This window comes from Actinoallomurus iriomotensis (assembly GCF_030269445.1).
Lineage (GTDB): Bacteria > Actinomycetota > Actinomycetes > Streptosporangiales > Streptosporangiaceae > Actinoallomurus > Actinoallomurus iriomotensis.
Map to the genome: position 1 here is coordinate 160,529 of NZ_BSTJ01000012.1, position 21,175 is coordinate 181,703.

Sequence of the window (21,175 nt, forward strand, 5' to 3'; positions counted from 1 at the left end):
TTCATACGAGCGCGACGGCATTCGAGTTCACTGCCGGTTTCATCGGCGGGTTCGAGCCCCGGCGAACATGGGAACAGGCACATAACCAATTCCACTTCGTACCGTTAACCGAGGTATGAAGCTCTCAGTCGGTGCGTCAGCAGCGGCGCTCATTGTCGGCCTCGCCGTGCCGGTGGCCGTTGGACCCGCACAGGCCGCCACGACCAGCGCCGCCTCCAGTACTCCGACTCGTGCGGGTGCCGCAGCCGCGATCACCGTGCGCGGCACGACACACGACGGCCCGCGGGTGATCAAGTACACGGTCTCGACGCCGTCGCTGGCCATGTCGACCAAGACCCCCGTGAGCGTCGACGTCGTCCTACCCGCGGGCTACAGCGAGCACCCCCACCGTCGCTATCCGGTGCTCTACGAGCTCCCAGGCACCAGCAACACCGCGAATGAAATAGTGAACAACACCCGCGTCGTGACGTTGACCCAGAAGCTGGGGCTCATCGTGGTGATCCCTGACGGCGGCTACAACGGCGACGGTGGCGGCTTCTACACCGACTGGGTCGACAAGTCGACGCGTCTGGGTGTGGAGAACTGGGAGACCTTCCACACCAGGGAGCTGGTGCCCTGGATCGACACCCACTTCCGTACCAAGCGCTCCCGCGCGGGTCGCGCCATCACCGGCGTCTCTCAAGGAGGCTTCGGGTCGATGTCGTACGCCGCACGCCACCCCGACCTGTACGGCGCCGCCGCCGCGTTCTCCGGAGCGGTCGACATCCACCACGGACCAGTGTGCGTGGTCGGGGCAGATGTTCTCATCTCGGCCATCATGACCGGCCTGAATCAGGTCGAACCCTTCGCTCCCTTCGGCAACCCCCTGACCGATGCGGCGAACTGGAAGGCACACGATCCGGGAAGCATCATCGGCAAGCTCGACGGTACGCGCATCGACCTCTACACCAGCACCGGTGTGCCCGCGGCCGGCGACCTGAGCAGCGTCTCCGTACTCGGCACCGCGGCCATGGAGGCGCTTCTCCACCAGTCCAACCTGTGCTTCAAGCGAGCTGCCGACAATGCGGGAGTCGCCTACCACTGGCACGGCTACCTGATCGGCACCCACGACTGGCGGTACGCCGTCCGCTCCCTCGCCGACTACCTGCCCCGCGTCATGAGCTTCTTCCGAACCGGTCGCTGACGAGATCGTCCATGCGGCGGCCCGGCCACGAGCCAGGGTCTGACGTACATGCCCCACGAACGCGTCGTCCGCGCCGAGACAAGTCTCAACGCGGACAGCGTGGGCGAACTGTGGTGTCCGAGGGGGGACTTGAACCCCCATGCCCCGTGAAGGGCACTAGCACCTCAAGCTAGCGCGTCTGCCTATTCCGCCACCCGGACGTGGTGAGCCTGCGGTCTCCCGCAGCGGCTGCCACACGATAGCAAATCCCCGGTGATGCCGCGAAGTCGCAGGCGGCCGTGCGGGGCGGCACGGCCCCTGGGGGAGGATGGGCCGAAGCCTGCAACAAGCCGCGGAAGTCGGCAGACGCTGCGGAAGTCGACAGAAGGAGGATCACCGTGAGTCACCCTTCGGCGGAGGACGAGGTCGTCGAGCTGTGCAGCGAGCTCATACGCATCGACACCAGCAACCCCGGGGATCACAGTGGTCCCGGGGAGCGTCAGGCCGCGGAGTACGTCGCGGAGAAGCTCGCCGACGTCGGGCTCGAGCCGAAGATCTACGAGTCGCACGAGAAGCGGTCGAGTGTGGTCGTGCGGGTCGAGGGGGCCGACCCGGAGAGAGACGCCCTCCTCATCCACGGGCATCTCGACGTCGTGCCGGCCCAGAAGGACGACTGGACCCGTGACCCCTTCGGCGGTGAGGTCGCCGACGGCTGTGTCTGGGGCCGTGGCGCGGTCGACATGAAGGACATGGACGCGATGGTCCTGGCCGTCATGCGCGAGCGGCTGAGGCAGGGCAGGCGGCCCGAGAGGGACGTCGTCCTGGCCTTCCTCGCCGACGAGGAGGCCGGCGGCACCTGGGGCGCGCACTGGCTGGTCGACAATCACCCGGAGCTGTTCGAGGGCTGCACCGAGGCGATCGGCGAGGTCGGCGGGTTCAGCCTGACCCTCCCGAACGACCAGCGTCTGTATCTCATCGAGACGGCCGAGAAGGGCCTGGCGTGGATGCGGCTGACCGCCACGGGCACCGCGGGCCACGGCTCGATGGTGCACCACGACAACGCCGTCACCGCGCTGGCGGCGGCGGTCGGGCGGCTGGGGGAGCACGAGTTCCCGATCCAGCTGACGAAGACGGTGCGGGCCTTCCTGGAGGAGCTCTGCGAGGCGAACGGGACGGAGTTCGACCCGGACGACGTGGAGAAGACGGTCGAGGGCCTGGGTCCGCTGAAGAGGATGATCGGCGCGACACTCAGGAACACCCTGAATCCGACCGTCCTGGGTGGCGGCTACAAGGCGAACGTCATCCCGCAGACCGCGATCGCTCAGGTGGACGGCAGGTTCCTGCCCGGGCACGAGGAGGAGTTCTTCGACACGGTCGACGAGCTGCTGGGCGAGCACGTGAGCCGGGAGTTCGTGCACCACGACATCGCCGTGGAGACCGAGTGGGAGGGGCCGCTGGTCGAGGCGATGGCGGCGGCGCTGCGCGCGCACGATCCGCAGGCGCGCCCGGTTCCGTACTGCCTTTCGGGCGGTACGGACGCCAAGTCGTTCTCGACGCTGGGGATGAAGTGCTACGGCTTCGCGCCGCTGAAACTTCCGAAAGATCTCGACTTCTCCGGCATGTTCCACGGCATCGACGAACGAGTTCCGGTCGACGGGCTCCGTTTCGGCGTCCGCGTCCTCGACCATTTTCTCGACCACATCTGAATCAGCCACAATGATCGCTCTCCGTGGTGCTACGGTAACCCACCGTACGGAGCGCACTCGCGCTCCGTGACGGTGGTCAACGCCAAGGAGGGCGCGTGGTTTCTGGACGGTCGCGAGTGTGGAGGTTCGCCTCCGCGGTCGCACGCTGTCCGGGCACCCTGACGCCCAGGCCGGTGATCCGGCGCCTGCTCACCATGGCGGGCATCGCGGTCGCCGGCTGGCTGCTGGGCGTCGCCGGTCACGCACACGCCGACCAGGCGCACGCCGACACCGTTCCGGGAGCACGCCTTCCCAGCGTCGCCGCGCCCGTCGATCACGTGACCGCACTCGCGGCCGACGTGCTGGACACGCGCGGTGTCGTCCCGGCCGTGCAGAGAAAGACCGAAGAGTCCGGAACGGTTCTCACGCCCGCCCGTCCGCCGGCGATCCTCGCCCTGCCACCCGCGGTGAAGGAAAAGCCGCGGCCCCGCACGCCGGTGGGCTCGGCTGGCCCTTCTCGGACACAACGACACGGCGGCGCCGGTTCCCGAGCCGGAGTCTCCGGCGGACCGATGATCCACATCGGGCCGCACGTCGTAACGGGGGCGTCCGAGAAGGTCTCCACCGATCGCGTGGCGCACCAGCGCGTGCCGCACCAGCGGGTGCACGCGCCGTCCGCCCCGAGGCGGCCGCTGCCGCAGCGAGGGCAAGTGCCGCCCTCGTCCGCCGGCGGCGACGGCTTCGGCGGCTTCCATCCGGCCGGGGTCCGCCGCAGGACCGAGCCGGTCACGGCACTCAGCCGTCCCGCCATCCCCATCCTGCGCACCGGCGTGCTTCCCCCGGTCGTCCGCACCGCGGCGGACGAGCCCTCCTTCTCCCCTGACTAGGACCCCACCACCGGTCCGTACGCATGACACGGACCGGTTTTCGGCACGCCCGCGGTCCAGGCGGTCGTGCCGTACCCACCCCGAGAAGTTGTTCGGTCAATCCTGTCCAAATGAGGAGCATCACATGCGTATGTGGGCGAAAGGCGCCGCAGGTGCCACCCTGCTCACCGCGAGCTTCGTCGCGCTCGGGGCCGTTCCGGCCCTTGCCGACGGGACCGACGGCGACGGCAGCGTCCTGGGCGGTAACCAGGTCAATGCCCCGATCTCCGTTCCGGTTAACGTCAGCGGCAACTCCGTCGCGGCCATCGGCCACGCGGTCGCCGGATCCCGGGGCGGCGCGGCGGTCAACGGCTACCGCTTCGGCGGCGGCAACGGCCACACGTCCGGCCGGCACAGCATCGGCGGCGGCAACCAGATCAACGCGCCGATCACCGCTCCGATCAACGCCTGCGGCAACGCGGTCGCGGTCATCGGCGGCTCGCTGGCCGGCTGCCGGGGCGGCGCGGCGGTAACGGGCTACCGCCTCAGCGGCGGTCACGGCCACACCTCCGGTCGCCACAGCGTCCTGGGCGGCAACCAGGTGAACGCGCCGATCACCGCGCCCGTCAACATCTGCGGCAACACCGCAGCGGTGATCGGTGACGCGCTCGCCGGCTGCCGGGGCGGCGCCGGCGTCGCGCCGAGCGGCTACCGCACCAGCGGCGGCGGCCGTACGTCCGGCCGGCACAGCATCCTGGGCGGCAACCAGGTCCACGCGCCGGTCAACGCGCCCATCAACGTCTGCGGCAACGCCATCGGCAACGCGCTCGCCGGCTGCCAGGGCGGGGCGAGCGTCGGCGGACCGGGCGGGTACTACGGGCACCACGGCTTCCACGGCCGTACCTCGGGCGTCGGCAGCATCGGCGGCGGCAACCAGGTCCACGCGCCGATCACCGCGCCGGTCGACGTCTGCGGCAACGCCGCGGCCGTCCTCGGCCGCGCGGTCGCGGGCTGCCAGGGGGCCCTGCCGGGCGCCTACCCGTCGTCCGGCGGCTTCCACGGCCGTACGTCCGGCGTCGGCAGCATCGGCGGCGGCAACCAGGTCCACGCGCCGATCACCGCGCCCGTGGACGCGTGCGGCAACGCCGTCGCGGTCGTCGGGCACGCGCTCGGCAGCTGCGGCGCCACCTCCGGCGGGTACGGCGACGACTGCGTCACCCCGTACAGCGCGCGGATGAGCGGCCTGCCGCAGCTTCCGGTCGACCCCGCGTCGCTGCGCACCGGCGCCCTGCCGGTCGCGATGGGCGCCACGCCCGCCCTGCCGAAGCTTCCGCAGGGGATGAACTTGCAGTCCGCCGGGGTGGCGAACCCGCTCGGCGGCGGTCTGAACGTTCCGGTCGTGGGCGGCCCGCCGAAGCAGCTCCCGCCGGTCGGCCTCGCCGCGGCCGAGTCCTCGACGAGCGCGCGGAACGGCGCGCTGATGGCGCTGGCGCTGGGCGGCATGTTCGCCGCCTCGGCCGGCACGATCTCGGTGGCCCGCCGTCTGGGCCGCCGGTCCGGCCGCTGACCGACAACGTCGCGGGGGTCGGCCCCGCGAGGTGAGCAGGACCGCTTTGCCTGTCCCGGAGCCATGGCCCGGGGCAGGCAAAGCCCTATTAAAGGGGGGAGGCGCCTCGGCGGCCCCGGGTCACGTCTTCGGAACATTGATGTAGCGTCGAAGGAGACAAGGGGTGGCCGCCGGTCAGAGGGTACGCTTCGCGCGGATGACCTTTCGGCGCAGCTGGATTCGGCGTCTGCCGTCCGGGTAGACACGGACGCGGACAAGCTCCCACCCACCGTGCTCGGCATGCTCGACCAGGATCTGCCTGGCGGCGTCACGTGTCGTGCCGCGCGGCAGACGCAGTACTAGGTAGGAGTACTCAAGCATTGCCCTTATTCTGCTCCGTCTAGGGTCCTAACGGGGGGCGAGGACCCTCTTCCGCGGAACCGGTCTACTGTTTCTCACCGTTGACCGCGGAACGGCACCCGAGCGACTCCCGCCCGAGTCGAGACTTGCGAGGTTCAGGCATCGTGCCCGACAGGAACGGCACAAAGCAGCCAGGCGGCACCCGGCTGGTGATCGTCGAGTCACCCGCGAAGGCCAAGACCATCGCGGGTTATCTCGGCAGCGGGTACGTCGTGGAGTCCAGTATCGGCCATATCCGCGATCTCCCCGAGAGAGCAGCGGATATCCCGTCGAAACTCAAGGGCGAGGCGTGGGCGCGACTCGGGGTCAACGTCGATCATGACTTCGAGCCGCTTTATGTTGTCAACGCCGACAAGAAGCAGCAGGTCGCCAAGCTCAAGAAACTCCTCCAAGAGGCCGACGAACTCCTCCTCGCCACCGATGAGGACCGCGAGGGTGAAGCCATCGCGTGGCACCTGCAGGAGGTGCTCAAGCCCAAGGTGCCGGTGCACCGAATGGTGTTCCACGAGATCACTCCCGACGCCATCCGCGACGCCGCCCGCACCCCCCGCGAGCTGAACATCAAGCTCGTCGACGCCCAGGAGACCCGCCGGATCCTCGACCGGCTGTACGGCTACGAGATCAGCCCGGTGCTGTGGAAGAAGGTCATGCCGAAGCTTTCGGCGGGCCGTGTGCAGAGCGTCGCCACCCGGCTGGTCGTCGAGCGCGAACGCGAGCGGATCGCGTTCGTCCCGGCGAGCTACTGGGACCTGGCCGCGACCTTCGAGACCGGCAAGCCGGAGGAGCCGTCCAGCTTCGACGCCACGCTCGTGGCGCTCGACGGCAAGCGCGTCGCCCAGGGCCGCGACTTCACCGCCCGGGGCCGGATCAAGTCCGACGAGATCCTCCACCTCGACGAGGAGAGCGCCCAGGGCCTCGCCGCACGCCTGCGCGACCGGCCGTACGCGGTCAAGTCCGTCGAGCGCAAGCCGTACAAGCGCAGCCCGTACGCCCCGTTCCGTACGACGACGCTCCAGCAGGAGGCCAGCCGCAAGCTGGGCTTCTCGGCCAAGTACACGATGCAGGTCGCCCAGAAGCTGTACGAGAACGGCTTCATCACCTATATGCGTACCGACAGCATCCAGCTGTCCGAGACCGCGATCAAGGCCGCCCGCGCGCAGGCGCAGACGCTGTACGGCGCCGACTACATCCCGGACAAGCCGCGCGTCTACCGCAGCAAGGTCAAGAACGCCCAGGAGGCGCACGAGGCGATCCGCCCGTCCGGCGACACGTTCCGTACGCCGGGCGAGACCGGCCTGTCCGGCGACCAGTTCCGGCTGTACGAGCTGATCTGGAAGCGTACGGTCGCCAGCCAGATGAAGGACGCGGCCGGCCAGTCGGTGTCGGTGCGCGTCACGGGTGAGTCCACCGCGGGGGAGACCGCCGAGTTCGGCGCCTCCGGAAAGATCATCACCTTCTACGGCTTCCTCAAGGCCTACGTCGAGGGCGCCGACGACCCGGCGTCGGACCTGGACGACCAGGAGCGCCGGCTGCCGGCCCTGGAGGAGGCCGACCCGCTCACCGCGAGCGAGCTCTCCGCCGAGGGCCACTCCACCCGGCCGCCCGCCCGCTACACCGAGGCGAGCCTGGTCAAGGAGCTGGAGGACCGGGAGATCGGGCGGCCGTCGACGTACGCCAGCATCATCGGCACCATCCTCGACCGCGGCTACGTGTTCAAGAAGGGCACCGCCCTGGTGCCCTCCTTCCTGGCGTTCGCCGTGGTGAACCTCCTGGAGAAGCACTTCGGCCACCTGGTCGACTACGACTTCACCGCGCAGATGGAGGACGTCCTCGACAAGATCGCCCAGGGCGAGGCCGAGCGGGTCCGCTGGCTGCAGACCTTCTACCACGGCAACGGCGGCGAGGGACTCAAGCAGCTGGTCTCCGACCTGGGGGAGATCGACGCCAAGGAGATCAGCTCCTTCCCGATCTCCGACACCGACATCATGATCCGGGTCGGCCGCTACGGCCCGTACCTCGACCGCGACGGCCAGCGGGTGAACATCCCCGAGGACATCGCGCCGGACGAGCTGACCGCCGAGAAGGCCGAGGAGCTGTTCGCGCAGCCCAGCGGCGACCGCGAACTCGGCGTCGACCCCGGCACCGGGCACGTCGTCATCGCCAAGACCGGCCGGTTCGGGCCATACGTCACCGAGGTGCTGCCCGACGACGCGCCGAAGTCGGCGAAGCCGCGCACGGCCTCGCTGCTGGGGTCGATGTCGCTCGACACTGTCACGCTCGACGACGCGCTGAAGCTGCTGTCGCTGCCCCGTCTGCTGGGCGACCTCGACGGTGAGCCCGTCACGGCGCAGAACGGCCGGTTCGGCCCGTACCTGAAGAAGGGCACCGACAGCCGTTCGCTGCAGTCGGAGGAGCAGCTCTTCACGGTCACCCTGGAGGAGGCCAAGGAGATCTTCGCGCAGCCGAAGCAGCGCGGGCGCGGGCGGGCCGCCTCCGCACCGCCGCTGCGTGAACTGGGCGAGGACACCGGCACCGGTCGGCAGATCGTGGTCAAGGAGGGGCGTTTCGGTCCTTATGTGACCGACGGGGAGACGAACGCCAGCCTTCGTAAAGGCGACGAAGTGGAGTCGATAACCGTACAGCGCGCACTGGAGTTGCTCGCCGAGCGTCGCGAGAAGGTCGCCGCAGGTGGCGGTAAGAAGACGACGAGGAAACGACCCGCCAAGTCCCGCTCCTGACAGGGCCCGGTGTCGATACTCTGACACAATGACCAGAACGGGCAGCTCGGCCGGTGTGCTTTCGATCAAGCCGTTCCGGCGGCTGTGGATCGCCCTGTCATTGTCGAGTTTCGGCGACTGGCTGAGCATTCTCGCGCTCACGGCGCTGGCCGGCTCGCTGACCAAGGGCGCGGCGGAGAATTACGCCATCGGCGGCGTGCTCGTCGTCAAGCTGCTGCCCGCCCTGGTCTTCGGCCCGCTCGCGGGCGCGGTCGCGGACCGGTTCGACCGCCGCATCACGATGGTGGTCGCGGACATCCTGCGGTTCGCGCTGTTCCTGTCGATCCCGATCGTGGGGCGTCTCGACTGGCTCTACATCGCGACGTTCCTGATCGAGGTCGTGACGCTGTTCTGGATCCCGGCCAAGGAGGCCTCGATCCCGAACATCGTCCCCAAGGAGCAACTCGAGCGCGCCAACCAGATCAGCCTCGTCTCGACGTACGGCTCGGCGCCGGTCGCGGCGGCGATGTTCTCGGTGCTGGCGCTGATCTCCAAGGTGCTCTTCGAACACCCGCAGCAGCAGGCCAACCTGGCGCTGTACATCAACGCCGTCACGTTCCTGGTGTCCGCGGCGACGATCTTCTCGCTCCGGGAGATTCCCAAGCGGCGCGGCCAGGTGTCGGTGCCCTCGATCCTCAAGCAGATCGTGGCGGGCTGGAAGTTCGTCGGCTCCACCGCGCTGGTCCGCGGCCTGACCATCGGCATCCTCGGCGCCTTCGCGGCCGGCGGCGCCGTGATCGGCATCGCCAAGGTCTACGTCAAGGCGCTCGGCGGCGGCGACGCGGCGTACGGCGTGGTCTTCGGGATGGTCTTCGTCGGGATGGCCGTGGGCATGTTCCTGGCACCCCGCATCCTGCAGGAGTTCAGCCGCCGGCGGCTCTTCGGCCTGGCGATCATCGGCGCGGGCATCGCTCTGGCGCTGATCGCCCTCATCCCGAACCTCGTGATCGTGGCGCTGCTGACCGCGGTGTGCGGCGCGGGCGCGGGCATCGCCTGGGTGGTCGGCTACACGCTGATCGGCCTGGAGGTGGAGGACAGCGTCCGTGGCCGCACGTGGGCGTTCCTGCAGTCGCTCGTACGGGTCGTGCTGCTCCTCGTGGTCGCCGCGGTGCCCTTCATCGCCGGCGCGGTCGGCGACCACCGGTTCACCCTGCCCGGCAAGAACGTCTACCGCTTCGACGGCCCCAACGTCGTACTGGTGATCGCCGCCCTGGTCGCGGTCATCGTCGGTCTGATCGCGTACCGGCACATGGACGACCGCCGGGGCATCCCGCTGGTCCGCGACTTCGTGGCGGCGCTGCGCGGCGAGCGCTACACGCCGGAGGAGCCCGGCCGCGAACACGGCATGTTCATCGCCTTCGAGGGCGGCGAGGGCGCCGGCAAGACCACGCAGGCGCGGCTGCTGTCGATCTGGCTGCGCGACCAGGGCTTCGACGTCGTCATGACGCGTGAGCCCGGCTCGACGAAGATGGGCATGCGGCTGCGCGCCCTGCTGCTCGACAAGCAGAGCTCGGGGCTGTCGTCGCGGGCCGAGACCCTCCTGTACGCCGCGGACCGCGCCCAGCACGTCGCCGAGGTCATCCAGCCGGCGCTGCGGCGGGGCGCGATCGTGGTCACCGACCGCTACGTCGACTCCTCCCTCGCCTACCAGGGCGCCGGCCGCGAGCTGAAGGTCACCGAGATCGCCGAGATCAACCGCTGGGCGACGAGCGGCCTCGTGCCCGACCTGACGATCGTGCTGGACGTCCCGTCCGACGTCGGCCTGACCCGGTTCGCCTCGCCGGCCGACCGGATCGAGTCCGAGCCGCGCGAGTTCCACGAGCGCGTACGCCGCGGGTTCCGCGCGCTCGCCGACGCCGAACCGCACCGCTACCTGGTGATCGACGGCACGCGGGCGCAGCCGGAGATCTCCCGGCAGATCCACGACCGGGTCCGCGCCATCCTGCCCGACCCGGTCCCGGCCAGCGCCGAGGACGAGACCAGCACGATGCCCGCCATCAAGGACTGACCGGCGCACTACCATCGACGCGTGACCGTCTACGACGACCTGGTGGGCCAGGGGCCCGTCATCGAGCAGCTGGAGGCCGCCGCGCGCGCGGGCGCCGACGCGCTGGCCGGTGCGGGCGGCGGGGGGATGACCCACGCGTGGCTGTTCACCGGGCCGCCGGGTTCGGGGCGGTCGGTCGCGGCGCGGGCGTTCGCCGCCGCGCTGCTGTGTCCCGACCTGGGCTGCGGCCACTGCGCCTCCTGCCACCAGGTGCTGTCGGGCACCCACGCCGACGTCGAGGTCGTCCGCCCCGCCGGGCTGTCGTACGGCGTGCGCGAGACCCGCGAACTGGTGCTGCGCGCGGCGTCGTCGCCGACCGGCGGCCGGTGGCGCGTCGTGCTGTTCGAGGACGCCGACCGGTCCACCGAACAGGCCGCCAACGCCCTGCTCAAGGCGATCGAGGAGCCGCCCGCCCGTACGGTGTGGCTGCTGTGCGCGCCGTCGCCGGACGACCTGGTGGTCACCATCCGGTCCCGCTGCCGTCTCGTGACGCTCCGCACGCCGCCCGCCGACGCGGTCGCCGACGTGCTCGTGCTCCGGGACGGCATCGACCCCGACGTCGCGGAGCAGGCGGCGCGCGCCGCGCAGGGGCACATCGGGCGGGCCCGGCGGCTCGCCACCGATGAGGAGGCCCGGCGGCGCCGGGCGGAGGTTCTCGCCGTACCATCGCGGCTGACCGGCCTCGGGCCCGCGGTCGCGGCGGCCGAGGCGCTGGTCAAGGCGGCGGAGGCGGAGGCCAAGGCGGCCGGCGCCGAGCTGGACGCCACCGAGACGGCCGCGCTGCGCCAGGCGCTGGGGGAGAGCGCCAAGGGCCGGATGCCCCGGGGCACGGCCGGCGCGCTCAAGGAGCTGGAGGACCGGCAGAAGTCGCGGGCCACGCGGATGAAGCGCGACGCGCTCGACCGTGCGCTGCTCGACCTCGCCTCGTACTACCGCGACCTGCTGGCCGTCCAGCTCGGCGCGGACGTCACTCTGGTCAACGCCGAGCGGGCGCGCGAGCTGCGGGCCTACCGCGGCACCCCGGAGGCGACCCTGCAGCGGCTCGAGGCGATCATGACCTGCCGCGAGCGGCTGGAGGCCAACGTGAATCCGCAGCTCGCGGTGGAGGCCATGACGATGGCCCTGCGTACCGGCTGACCTGCACCTTTCTCATAAGTGACCAAAAGCGGCCATGGCTCACATAAGACGCAGCACTGGACTTTAGCCGCGCTGACCGTATCTGATGCCTCCAGGTCTTTACTGTTTCTTGGTAAATCCAATGGAGGTGTGCGGTGCGGCGCGCCATAGTCCTCGCAGCCTGCGCCGCCGTCACGGCGGCGCTCGCGGTACCCGCGCAGGCGGGTCCCAGCAGTAACACGACACACGGCCGGACGAGCGAGTACGTCGTCCTCTACAAGGACGGGGTGTCCCTGGCGAAGGCGCACTCGGCCGTCGCGGCGGCCGGTGGCACCATCGTCAAGGAGAACACCGCGATCGGCGTGGCCACCGTACGGTCGGCCAACACGGCGTTCCTCACCGACGCGCGCAAGCAGGCGGCGGTGGACGGCGTCGCGCGCAACCGAGCGGTCGGAGAGGCGCCCAAGCTCCAGCACGCCGCCGCGGCCAAGGCGCAGGCGGTGGAGAAGGAGGGCCGCAGCGGCACCCGTACGGCCGGCGCCTCCCACAAACGATCGGCGGAACCGCTCGCCGACCGCCAGTGGGACATGAAGCTGATCCACGCGACGACCGGCGGCTCGTACAAGAAGGAGCCGGGCGACCGCCGCGTACTCGTCGGCGTGATCGACACCGGCATCGACGGCACCCACCCGGACATCGCGCCGAACTTCGACCGCGCGCTGAGCCGGAACTTCACCACCGACATCCCGGTCGACGCCGACGGCACCGAGGTCGACGGGCCGTGCGAGCACCCCTCCTGCGTCGACCCGGTCGACGAGGACGACAACGAGCACGGCACGCACGTCGCCTCGACGATCGCCTCGCCGCTGAACGGCCTCGGCATGGCGGGCGTCGCGCCGAACGTGACGCTGGTGAACGTCCGGGCCGGGCAGGACTCCGGATACTTCTTCCTGCAGCCGGTGGTCGACGCCCTGACCTACTCGGCGGACCACGGGATCGACGTGGTCAACATGAGCTTCTACACCGATCCGTGGCTGTTCAACTGCGTGGACAACCCGGCCGACTCGCCGGAGTACCAGGCCGAGCAGCGTACGGTCATCGAGGCCTCGGAGCGGGCGCTGGCGTACGCGCACCGGCACGGCGTCTCGCTGGTCTCGGCGGCCGGCAACGGCGCCACCGACTACACCAAGACCATCGTCGACGCCTCCAGTCCGGACTACGTGGCCACGCCCGGCGAGGCCCCGTACGAGCGGACCATCCCGCCGTCCTGCGTCTCGGAGCCGAGTGAGGGCAAGAACGTCATCGCGGTCTCGGCCCTGGGCATCAGCACCCGCAAGTCGTACTACTCCGACTACGGCAACGGCTACGTCGCGGTGTCGGCCCCGGGCGGCGACTCCTACGACACGCCGGACGGCAAGGCGGACGTGACCAAGGCGATCCTGGCGGCGTACCCGAAGTCATTGGCCGAGCAGCGCGGCGAGCTCAACCCGGACGGCACCCCGAACGTGCCGTACGTGGTCCGCTCATGCAAGGGCTCGACGTGCGGCTATTACCAGTATCTGCAGGGCACGTCGATGGCCTCCCCGCACGCGACGGGCGTGGTGGCACTGATCGTGAGCCGGTACGGCCAGCGCGACCGCGTCCACGGCGGCCTCACCCTGTCCCCGGACCGCGCGGAGTCGATCCTGGAGGGCACCGCCACCGAACACGCCTGCCCGACCCCGGCCGCGTACACCTACACGCGGTACGTCCTGCAGTCGGACGGCACGTACAAGAAGGTGACGACCACGCACACGTGTGAGGGCGGCAAGAAGCGGAACGGCTTCTACGGCCACGGCATCATCGACGCCCTGGGCGCCGTCTCGCACTGATCTCCCGTTTCGAAAGGGGCGTCCCGTCCGGGGCGCCCCTTTCACGTACGGCCCCACGCGGCCGGAGGATCACGCCCGCCGCCGGTAGTCCTCCATCCTCGCGACTGGGCCACCGGGCCATTCAGGGAGCCCCTGAGACGCGCCGATCACCCGAACCCACGCCGAACGCACCAGGTTTGAGGTGCGCGGCAGCAGTAGCCGACTGAACGCCTTGGGGTCAATGCCGTCATAACCGTGGCGTACGACGGAGCGGTGGACGTCGTCGGAGACCACGAGCACCATCGGAGCGTCGGTGTTGCGCAGGATCCGCTTCACCTGGCCGGCGTCCAAGAGCCGGAACGCGACGTCGAGGGCCTCGCCGAAGCAACCTCGGTCATCGAAAGTCACTTCTCCGGCGTGGACGACCATGCGCAGCCGGAACCGCTGCGCCGGGTGACGCCGATTGTGCTCGGTGAGCAGCATGCCCAGGGTAGGGACGACGGTGTCCAGCAGCGCGGTCTTCGGGACGAAGTCCACCGGATGGGCCAGCGCCAGAACACTGTCTCCGCGATCCACAAGAGGGTCTCTACGGGAGGCGGTGATGCCGCCGGCGTTCAAAGACCGTTCGAACAGGTCGTACATGGACTGGCGCAACTGCGCTTTGGACGGGTCGGTACGCCGGGTCGAATCTTCGATGTCAACGGCGACGATGCCGCGGTGTCGGGGGCGCCGTTGGATCGACTGCTCGGCGAGAAGCTCATGAATCATTCTGAATCACCTGTCTAGCTCTAGGCTCGGCAGCTGGAGGTGGACGCCGCGCACGCTACACCCTCAAATCGGCGCTTAGGCGGGTTTGACGAGATCACGCCGGAGTGGTTCACTCTCCGGTGTACATGGCGGGTGTCTGTCGGCGATTACTTGTCATGCATCACTGAATCGCGATAGAGGCTGAGGTGATGTCGATGGCGGTTGACGGGCGTGACGCGGCGTATGAGAAGCGACGACGTCTGGCCAACGAACTGCGTGTCCTGCGAGACCTGAGTGGGATCAGCGGTCGTGCCCTTGCCCAGCGGATCGGCATCAGCCAGTCGAAGGTGTCGCGGATCGAAGCCGGCTCGGCCCAGCCGTCGGTGACCGAGGTCGTCGCCTGGGCACGCGCCGTCGGCGCCTCCGACGAGGTGGAACGGATGCTGGCGGACCTCGTCGAGGCGACTCGCGGTGGCGTGGAGACCTGGCAAGCGGCTCTCGAAGGTCGCCCACATGTGCAGGACGAGGTCGGCCGACGAGAAGAGGAGGCGCTTCGGACGCGGATCTTTCAGTCTGCGGTCGTCCCCGGCCTGTTGCAGACTCCCGCGTACGCCAAGCGCGTTTTCAGCATGTTCAAGATCTACACTCCACAGACGAGCGTCCCTGCCGCCGTCGCCGCCAGGCTCGACCGTCAGCTCGTCCTGCATGAGGATGGACGTCAGTTCGAGTTCCTCATCGGGGAAGGCGCCCTTCGCTGGCGACCAGGTTCGCCGTCGGAGGCGATCGCTCAGCTGGACCGGGTCGCGGTACTGAGCACGCTCGACAACGTCTCGATCGGGCTGGTCCCTTTCTCTAAAGCCGACACGCCGTTCTCTCATGGCTTCTCGATCTACGACGATGGCGGCGACGATGAGAACGCTCTCGTCCTGGTGGAGAACGATCACGGCTGGCAGACGCTCAGGTCGGCCAACGACGTCACGGTGTATGAGATCCGCTGGTCCACCTTGAGAAAAGCCGCCATCTTCGGTGATGAGGCGCGGGCTTTTCTTGGTGCGCTGTGCGCTGAGTTCCGGTCGAACGGAGACTGACCGCGTGTTCGCCTTCGTTCGGGACCGGGCACGGGCGCCGGTGTCGGCCAGCGCCCGCACGTCGTTCTCCACTGGTTCAGTCGATGGCGAACTGGTCGGTCTTGACCGCGGCCACGAAGTCCTTCCACTCGGCGCGGGTGAACCAAAGGACGGGTCCGTCCGGTCCGGCCTTCGAGTCGCGGACAGCCACGACCTCCGTTATCGCGACCTCGACGCACCCGCCGACGCTGCACGCGCTGTGGAACTCCGCCGCCTCCAGCATCATCCGCTCCATGGCTTCACTCATGGGGCCCCCTTTCTCGTCGAGGCGGTCTCTCGCCGCCTCCTGAACCGACCATGGGCTACGCCGCTGGCGGAAAACCGGGTGGAAATCTGGCCGGAGACCGGGCATGTCACGGCCGAGTCGCGCCGAGAAAGATCCATTTGCCCAGGTCGAACAGTTATTCGACGGTTTCGCATTGAGAAAGGAGGAAATAGTAAATATCACGTGGGGAGCATCGTACGGAGGGGTCCGGTGGAATTCCGGGTACTCGGACCAATCGAATTCTGGCTGACCGGAAATCGAATGGATCTCGGGACCGCCAAAGAGCGGCTGCTCCTCGCCGTTCTCCTGCTCGCCGAGGGGCGCCCGGTCTCCGTGGACACCCTGATCGACCGCGTGTGGGGTGAGAATCCGCCGGCCGAGGTACGGCAGAGCCTGCAGACCGATCTGTCACGGTTGCGGAGACGGTTCAAGAAGTACGGCGTCGCCGACACCGTCCGGCTGGTCGCGGCGCCCGGCGCGTACGCGCTGGAGGTCCCTCGTGAGTGTGTCGATCTCTGCCGGTCTCGTGCGCTCCGCGCGCAGGCCATTTCCCGCAGGCGAGACGGCAACACCAGAGAGGCGATCGAGCTGCTGCGCGAGGGCGTGAGCCTGTGGCGAGCAGAGCCGCTGACCGGTATTTCCGGTGAATGGGTCGATCAGGTGGGAGTGAGGCTCGACGACGACTACCGGGTGATGGCCCGGGAACTGGTCGAGATCGAACTCGCCACCGGAAACCACGCGGAGATCGTCGGTTTCCTGGTCGACCTGATCGCTCGATATCCGCTGGACGAATTCTTCGTCGGACAGTTGATGATCGCCTATTACCGGTGCGGCCGGCAGGCCGACGCGATCGGGCTCTACCGCACTACGAGGCGCCTGCTTCGAGAGGACACCGGCACGGCGCCCTCTCCCCGGCTCCAGACCCTTTTCGACAACATCCGGCGGCACGACCCGTCCGTCGCCGGGCCCCAACGGGCCTCGGCGGAGTCGATACCCGGGCTCGACCGGCTGCCGCCCCCGGTACCGGAGTTCACCGGGCGGGCGGCGGAACTCGCCGCGCTGGTCGATCTCGGCAGGGCGGGCGGCGTCGTGGTGATCGAGGGCATGCCCAGCGTCGGCAAGACCGCCCTCGCCGTCAAGGCCGCCCACGCGCTCGCCGAACACTTCCCCGACGGATGCTTCTTCCTGCCCCTGCGTGGCCATGACGCGCAACACCTGCCGGAGGGCACGGCGGCCGCGCTGTCCAAGCTCCTCCAACTGGCCGGCATCGCGCCGAACGGCATCCCGCAGGGCACGGCCGACCGCACCCGGATGTGGCGTGAGGTCATGGAAGGCCGCAGGGTCCTGCTCATCCTCGATGACGCCGCCGGTGAGAACCAGGTCCGCCCGCTCCTTCCCGGAACCTCCGACTGCCATGTGATCATCACCAGCCGCCGTCACCTGGCGGGAATCGAAGGCGGCCACCATCGTCTCGACATCCTGCCGACGGACGACGCCGTCGCCCTGTTCACCCGCATCGCGGAACCGGCGGTCGCCGTGGCCGACTCGGTCGCCGACGCCGTACGGCTCTGCGGCGGGCTGCCGCTCGCGGTCCGGCTGGCCGCGACCCGGCTGCGCGACCGGCAGGTCCCTTCGATCGAAACCCTCGTCGAGCAACTGCGCCATCCCCACGAGGACATCGCCGACCTGCAGGCTCCCGCTCTTGCTGCGACGTTCGCGCTCTCGTATCGCGACCTGCCGGTGACCCAGCGCCGCGTCTTCCGGCGGCTGGGGTTGAGCCCGGTACCGGAGCTGACCGCTCCCGCCGTCGCGGCCCTCGCCGGAATTTCGGCCGCCGACGCCGAACGGAGCCTCACCGACTTCGTCGACCACTATCTGATCGAGGAGATCTCACCGGGCCGGTTCCGGTTTCACGACCTGGTCCGGAGATACGCCATGGCCCTTCCGCCGCGGGAGGACCCGGACTTCGACGCGCGCCGTGCGGTGGGGCGGACGCTCGACTACTACCTGCTGAAGGCCGACCTGGCCGACCGTGCGCTGTTTCCGCACCACACCCGCGACGAGGTCGCCGCGGCCGACGGGTCGGTGTCGGTGGAGCCGTTCGAGGACGAGGACGCGGCGGCGAGGTGGCTCTCCGCCGAGTCGAAGAACGTCGCCGCCCTGGTTCAGTACGCGGCCGACCACGCGTGGAACGGTCATGCCATCGACTACGCCAGGACGGTGGCACGTTACTTCGACTCCGTCTCCCAGTGGGAGGAGGCGGAGACGATCCACCGGCGCGCCCTGAACGTCGCGCTCGAACTGGAGCGTCCGAGGGCGGTCGCCCAACTGCGCTTCAACCTCGCCGTGGTGCAGTGGCGGCTGGGACGGATGGACGAGGCGCTCGCCAACGCGACCGAAGCCGAGCAGATCGCGCACCGTGTACGCGACCCGGCGCTCAAGGCCGCCGCCCTCGATCAGATCGGGCTGCTGGCGTGGTCTTCGTCGAGATACCGGGAGGCGCTCGCGTACTGCGGCGAGTCGCTCGACCTCTACCGCGAGATCGGTGACACTCGCGCAAAGGGGGAGTGCCTCAACCACCTGGGCATGATGCTCGCCCAGATCGGGCGGCACCAAGAGGCGCTGCGCAGTTTCCACGACGCCCTCGACAGTTTCCACGCCATCGGCGACATCCGCGGCGAGGCCACGACACTGAGCAATCTCGCCCATACCCATCTGCTGCTCGGCTACCACCGCGACGCGTACGAGTTGTACCAGAAGTCCCGCGACATCTACCGGACGCTGACCGGGCGGCGAAACAAGGCAATTCTCAACAATAATCTCGGCGACGTGGCGCGTTATCGCGGCCGGCACGACACCGCGCTGAAGTATTATGGCGAGGCCCTCGCCGAGTTCTCCGCCATGGGCGACCGGATCAACGAGTCGAACGTGCTGAACAATATGGGCTTGGCGCTCACCGGTATGGAACAGTACAACGAGGCGCTGATTCGTCACCGTTCCGCGATGGCCGTGGCCAAGACGATTAACAATACGAGTGAGAAGATACGCGGGATGCTCGGCATCGCGGACGTCCGCGTCGGCATGGGGCAATATCCGGCCGCCGCCGAGAACTACCGGGCCGCCCGCAGGGACGCCAGACAGATCAGCGACCCCTACCTCGAGGCCCAGGCGCTGAGCGGGATCGGCCACGTCACCAACCTGACCAAGGGACACGACGCCGCACGCATCTACTGGCGCCAGGCATACGACCTGTTCTTACAGTTGAACATCGTCCCGGAGATCGAAGCGGTCAAAGTGCGTCTCGACCTCATCGACTTAGCCGACTCCTGAGCCAGATTCGGGCACGGACGTTTTTTCGGTTTTGGTGCGCTGGAGCTCCGTGAGCCTCTATGCTCGTTGGAGCAGTTGTCCATAGCAAGAAGAAAGAAGGCCAATGAAGGCCAAGTTGTTCATGGCTGGGTTCGCGGCGCTCGCGCTGCTTCAGTGGATGCCGAATGGCGTTCCGCATGTAAGCGCCTGATTCATATATTGCGGAAAGAAGGGGCGGCGACGATCGTGTCGCCGCCCTTTACTTCTGCCGTCAAAGGTCCGAGCCGCCGGTGATCCGGCGGACGTCGCCGGCCAGGCCATGCTCGCCTGGCCGGACGAAGCCTAAGCTGGCACCCATGTCGTACCGCGTCACCTTCGTCTGCACGGGCAACATCTGCCGGTCCCCGATGGCCGAGCACATCTTCCGCCACCACGCCGAGCAGGAAGGGGTCGACGTCGAGGTGGACAGCTCCGGCACCGGGCACTGGCACGTCGGCGACTCCGCGGATGAGCGGACGGTGGCCGTCCTGCGCCGGGCCGGTTACCGCTCCTCCCACCGGGCCCGCCAGTTCGAGGTGGCCTGGTTCGACCGCTATGACCTGATCCTCGCCCTCGACGAGGGGCACCGTACGGACCTGCTCCGCCTGGCGCCCGACGAGGAGGCGCGGCGCAAGATCCGGTTGCTGCGCGAGTTCGACCCGGACGCGAGGGAGCTTGACGTGGCCGACCCGTACTACAGCCGCGACTCCGCCTTCGAAGAGGTCCGTGAGCAGATCGAGGCCGCCGTCCCGGGCCTGCTCGACCACGTACGCCGGGCCGCCAAGGAACGATGAACCTCACCGACGTCACCGAGCTCGGCACCAGCCACGAATGGCGCCTGCGGCGGGGCACCCTCCCGGACGGCCGCCGCGTGTTCGTCAAGCAGGCCCGGCAGGCGATCGACGGGCTGTTCGCGGCCGAGGCGAACGGCCTGCGCTGGCTCGCCGCGAGCGGCGACGACGCTCCGGTGCCCGAGGTGATCAGCGCCGACGACACCACGCTCGTCCTGCCGTGGATCGAGACCGGCCGGCCCACGCCGGAGGCGGCCGAGCGGTTCGGCCGTGAGCTCGCCGCCGTCCACGGCGCGGGCGCGGACTCCTACGGCGCGCCCTGGCCCGGGTACATCGCCGAACTCCCGCTCGACAACACCGCCGGAACCGACTGGCCGGAGTGGTACGCCGAGCGCCGCGTCCTTCCGTACGTGCGCCTGGCGGTGGACCGGGGCGCCCTGACCGCCCGCGACGCCGCCGAGTTCGAACGCGCCGCCGCCCGCGCGGCCGACGCCGCGGGCCCGCCCGAGCCGCCGGCGCGCATCCACGGCGACCTGTGGTCCGGCAACGTCCTGTGGAGTGACGGCCGCGCCTGGCTGGTCGACCCCGCGGCGCACGGCGGCCACCGCGAGACCGACCTGGCCATGCTCGCCCTGTTCGGCGCGCCCCACCTGGAGACGATCATCGCCGCGTACGACGAGGCGTCACCGCTGGCCGGCGGCTGGCGCGACCGCGTGCCGCTGCACCAGCTCCACCCGCTGCTCGTCCACGTCGTCCTGTTCGGCGGCTCCTACCGCGACCAGGCCCTGAGCGCGGCCCGCCGCGTGTAGCACCGCGGCGCCTCAGCCGCGCAGGGTGCCTTCGAGGTGCCCTGATGCCAGGACGTGGCCTGCCAGTCGCGGCAGGAGGTCGTCGAGGCTGTTCCCGGCGGGTTCCGTGTCGAGCGCGTACAGGTGGAAGGTGTAGTGGTGCACGCCGTGGCCGGGCAGGGGCCGCGGACCCTGGTAGCCGGTGCGACCTCGGTGGACCGGCAGGTACGTGAAGCGCGGGTTGTCCGCGGTGAGGTCGCCTTCGCCGATGTGAGCCGGTTCGGGGCCGAAGAAGGCGACCATGTGCCGTGCGGGCCTGGCGATGGGGACGTCGGTGTCCTCCAGGACCAGGAGCATGCGGGTGGTGCCGGCGGGCGGATCGCTCCAGGCCAGGGCGGGAGAGATGTTCGGCCCCAGGTCCATGGTGGCGTGGCGCAGCGGGATGGTGCCCCCGGGGGCGAAGGAGGGGGAGGTGAGCTCCAGCGAGGTGGAGGTCGCCAGCTCCGGGGCGTTGCGGATGCTGTGGGCGCCGCCGGCGCGCTTGCGGCGCAGCAGGAGGCCAAGGGGCGTGAGGAGCAGTGCGAGTAGTTTCATGGGACGACATTTCTTAATACGAAACATTTTATTTCGTTATACTAAG

The 21,175-nt window shown here is 69.3% G+C and carries 16 protein-coding genes and 1 tRNA gene; 12 read left to right on the forward strand and 5 right to left on the reverse strand.

Annotated features, from left to right (window positions below):
• Positions 1–115 precede the first annotated feature (115 nt).
• Positions 116–1,183, forward strand: coding sequence for an alpha/beta hydrolase (locus QSK37_RS39595; RefSeq protein WP_285631558.1), 1,068 nt, complete (start codon positions 116–118; stop codon positions 1,181–1,183).
• A 111-nt stretch (positions 1,184–1,294) separates the two neighbouring features.
• On the opposite strand, the gene QSK37_RS39600 is transcribed toward QSK37_RS39595, so the two are convergent.
• Positions 1,295–1,383, reverse strand: a tRNA-Leu gene (locus QSK37_RS39600).
• A 177-nt stretch (positions 1,384–1,560) separates the two neighbouring features.
• On the opposite strand from QSK37_RS39600, the gene QSK37_RS39605 reads away from it, so the two are divergent.
• The 3 genes from QSK37_RS39605 (at position 1,561) to QSK37_RS39615 (ending at position 5,280) form a co-directional block, all read left to right on the forward strand.
• Positions 1,561–2,868 carry a M20/M25/M40 family metallo-hydrolase gene (locus QSK37_RS39605; RefSeq protein WP_285631561.1) on the forward strand — a complete coding sequence of 436 codons (1,308 nt, stop codon included), beginning with the start codon at positions 1,561–1,563 and terminating at the stop codon, positions 2,866–2,868.
• A gap of 95 nt (positions 2,869–2,963) precedes the next feature.
• The gene (locus QSK37_RS39610; protein WP_285631564.1) at positions 2,964–3,734 is read left to right on the forward strand and encodes a hypothetical protein; all 771 of its coding nucleotides are present in this window, start codon (positions 2,964–2,966) and stop codon (positions 3,732–3,734) included.
• Positions 3,735–3,858: 124 nt separating this feature from the next.
• On the forward strand, positions 3,859–5,280 hold the full coding sequence (locus tag QSK37_RS39615) for a chaplin family protein (protein ID WP_285631566.1): 1,422 nt from the start codon (positions 3,859–3,861) through the stop codon (positions 5,278–5,280).
• Positions 5,281–5,454: 174 nt separating this feature from the next.
• Here the strand turns inward: QSK37_RS39615 and QSK37_RS39620 are convergent, their stop codons facing one another.
• Complete coding sequence (locus tag QSK37_RS39620) at positions 5,455–5,640, reverse strand: DUF5703 family protein (RefSeq protein WP_285578209.1); 186 nt, start codon at positions 5,638–5,640, stop codon at positions 5,455–5,457.
• Positions 5,641–5,783: 143 nt separating this feature from the next.
• On the opposite strand from QSK37_RS39620, the gene topA reads away from it, so the two are divergent.
• From topA to QSK37_RS39640, 4 genes are all read left to right on the forward strand, one after another.
• Positions 5,784–8,417, forward strand: a complete 2,634-nt coding sequence (gene topA, locus QSK37_RS39625; RefSeq protein ID WP_285631569.1) for a type I DNA topoisomerase — start codon at positions 5,784–5,786, stop codon at positions 8,415–8,417.
• A gap of 28 nt (positions 8,418–8,445) precedes the next feature.
• Entirely contained in the window at positions 8,446–10,464 is a 2,019-nt protein-coding gene (tmk, locus tag QSK37_RS39630) for a dTMP kinase (RefSeq protein ID WP_285631572.1), read from the forward strand.
• A gap of 21 nt (positions 10,465–10,485) precedes the next feature.
• Positions 10,486–11,640 (forward strand): DNA polymerase III subunit delta', encoded by a 1,155-nt coding sequence (locus QSK37_RS39635; RefSeq protein WP_285631575.1) that lies wholly within the window; start codon positions 10,486–10,488, stop codon positions 11,638–11,640.
• A 134-nt stretch (positions 11,641–11,774) separates the two neighbouring features.
• The gene (locus tag QSK37_RS39640; RefSeq protein WP_285631578.1) at positions 11,775–13,490 is read left to right on the forward strand and encodes a S8 family peptidase; all 1,716 of its coding nucleotides are present in this window, start codon (positions 11,775–11,777) and stop codon (positions 13,488–13,490) included.
• Positions 13,491–13,559: 69 nt separating this feature from the next.
• Here QSK37_RS39640 and QSK37_RS39645 read toward each other — a convergent pair whose 3' ends face one another.
• The gene (locus QSK37_RS39645; RefSeq protein ID WP_285631580.1) at positions 13,560–14,111 is read right to left on the reverse strand and encodes a hypothetical protein; all 552 of its coding nucleotides are present in this window, start codon (positions 14,109–14,111) and stop codon (positions 13,560–13,562) included.
• Between the two features lie 320 nt (positions 14,112–14,431).
• Between QSK37_RS39645 and QSK37_RS39650 the strand changes: the two genes are divergently transcribed.
• Positions 14,432–15,304, forward strand: a complete 873-nt coding sequence (locus QSK37_RS39650) for a helix-turn-helix domain-containing protein (protein WP_285631584.1) — start codon at positions 14,432–14,434, stop codon at positions 15,302–15,304.
• 76 nt (positions 15,305–15,380) lie between these two features.
• Here QSK37_RS39650 and QSK37_RS39655 read toward each other — a convergent pair whose 3' ends face one another.
• Positions 15,381–15,590, reverse strand: a complete 210-nt coding sequence (locus tag QSK37_RS39655) for a DUF397 domain-containing protein (RefSeq protein WP_285631587.1) — start codon at positions 15,588–15,590, stop codon at positions 15,381–15,383.
• Between the two features lie 78 nt (positions 15,591–15,668).
• On the opposite strand from QSK37_RS39655, the gene QSK37_RS39660 reads away from it, so the two are divergent.
• The 3 genes from QSK37_RS39660 to QSK37_RS39670 all read left to right on the forward strand — a co-directional run bounded on the left by QSK37_RS39660 (position 15,669) and on the right by QSK37_RS39670 (position 20,556).
• The gene (locus QSK37_RS39660; RefSeq protein WP_285631589.1) at positions 15,669–18,938 is read left to right on the forward strand and encodes an AfsR/SARP family transcriptional regulator; all 3,270 of its coding nucleotides are present in this window, start codon (positions 15,669–15,671) and stop codon (positions 18,936–18,938) included.
• 335 nt (positions 18,939–19,273) lie between these two features.
• On the forward strand, positions 19,274–19,750 hold the full coding sequence (locus QSK37_RS39665; RefSeq protein WP_285631592.1) for a low molecular weight protein-tyrosine-phosphatase: 477 nt from the start codon (positions 19,274–19,276) through the stop codon (positions 19,748–19,750).
• A complete protein-coding gene (locus QSK37_RS39670; RefSeq protein ID WP_285631594.1) occupies positions 19,747–20,556 on the forward strand; it encodes a fructosamine kinase family protein in 810 nt (269 codons plus the stop codon). The genes QSK37_RS39665 and QSK37_RS39670 overlap by 4 nt, the downstream gene beginning before the upstream one ends.
• A 12-nt stretch (positions 20,557–20,568) precedes the next feature.
• Here the strand turns inward: QSK37_RS39670 and QSK37_RS39675 are convergent, their stop codons facing one another.
• Complete coding sequence (locus tag QSK37_RS39675) at positions 20,569–21,129, reverse strand: YbhB/YbcL family Raf kinase inhibitor-like protein (RefSeq protein ID WP_285631597.1); 561 nt, start codon at positions 21,127–21,129, stop codon at positions 20,569–20,571.
• Positions 21,130–21,175: the final 46 nt, after the last annotated feature.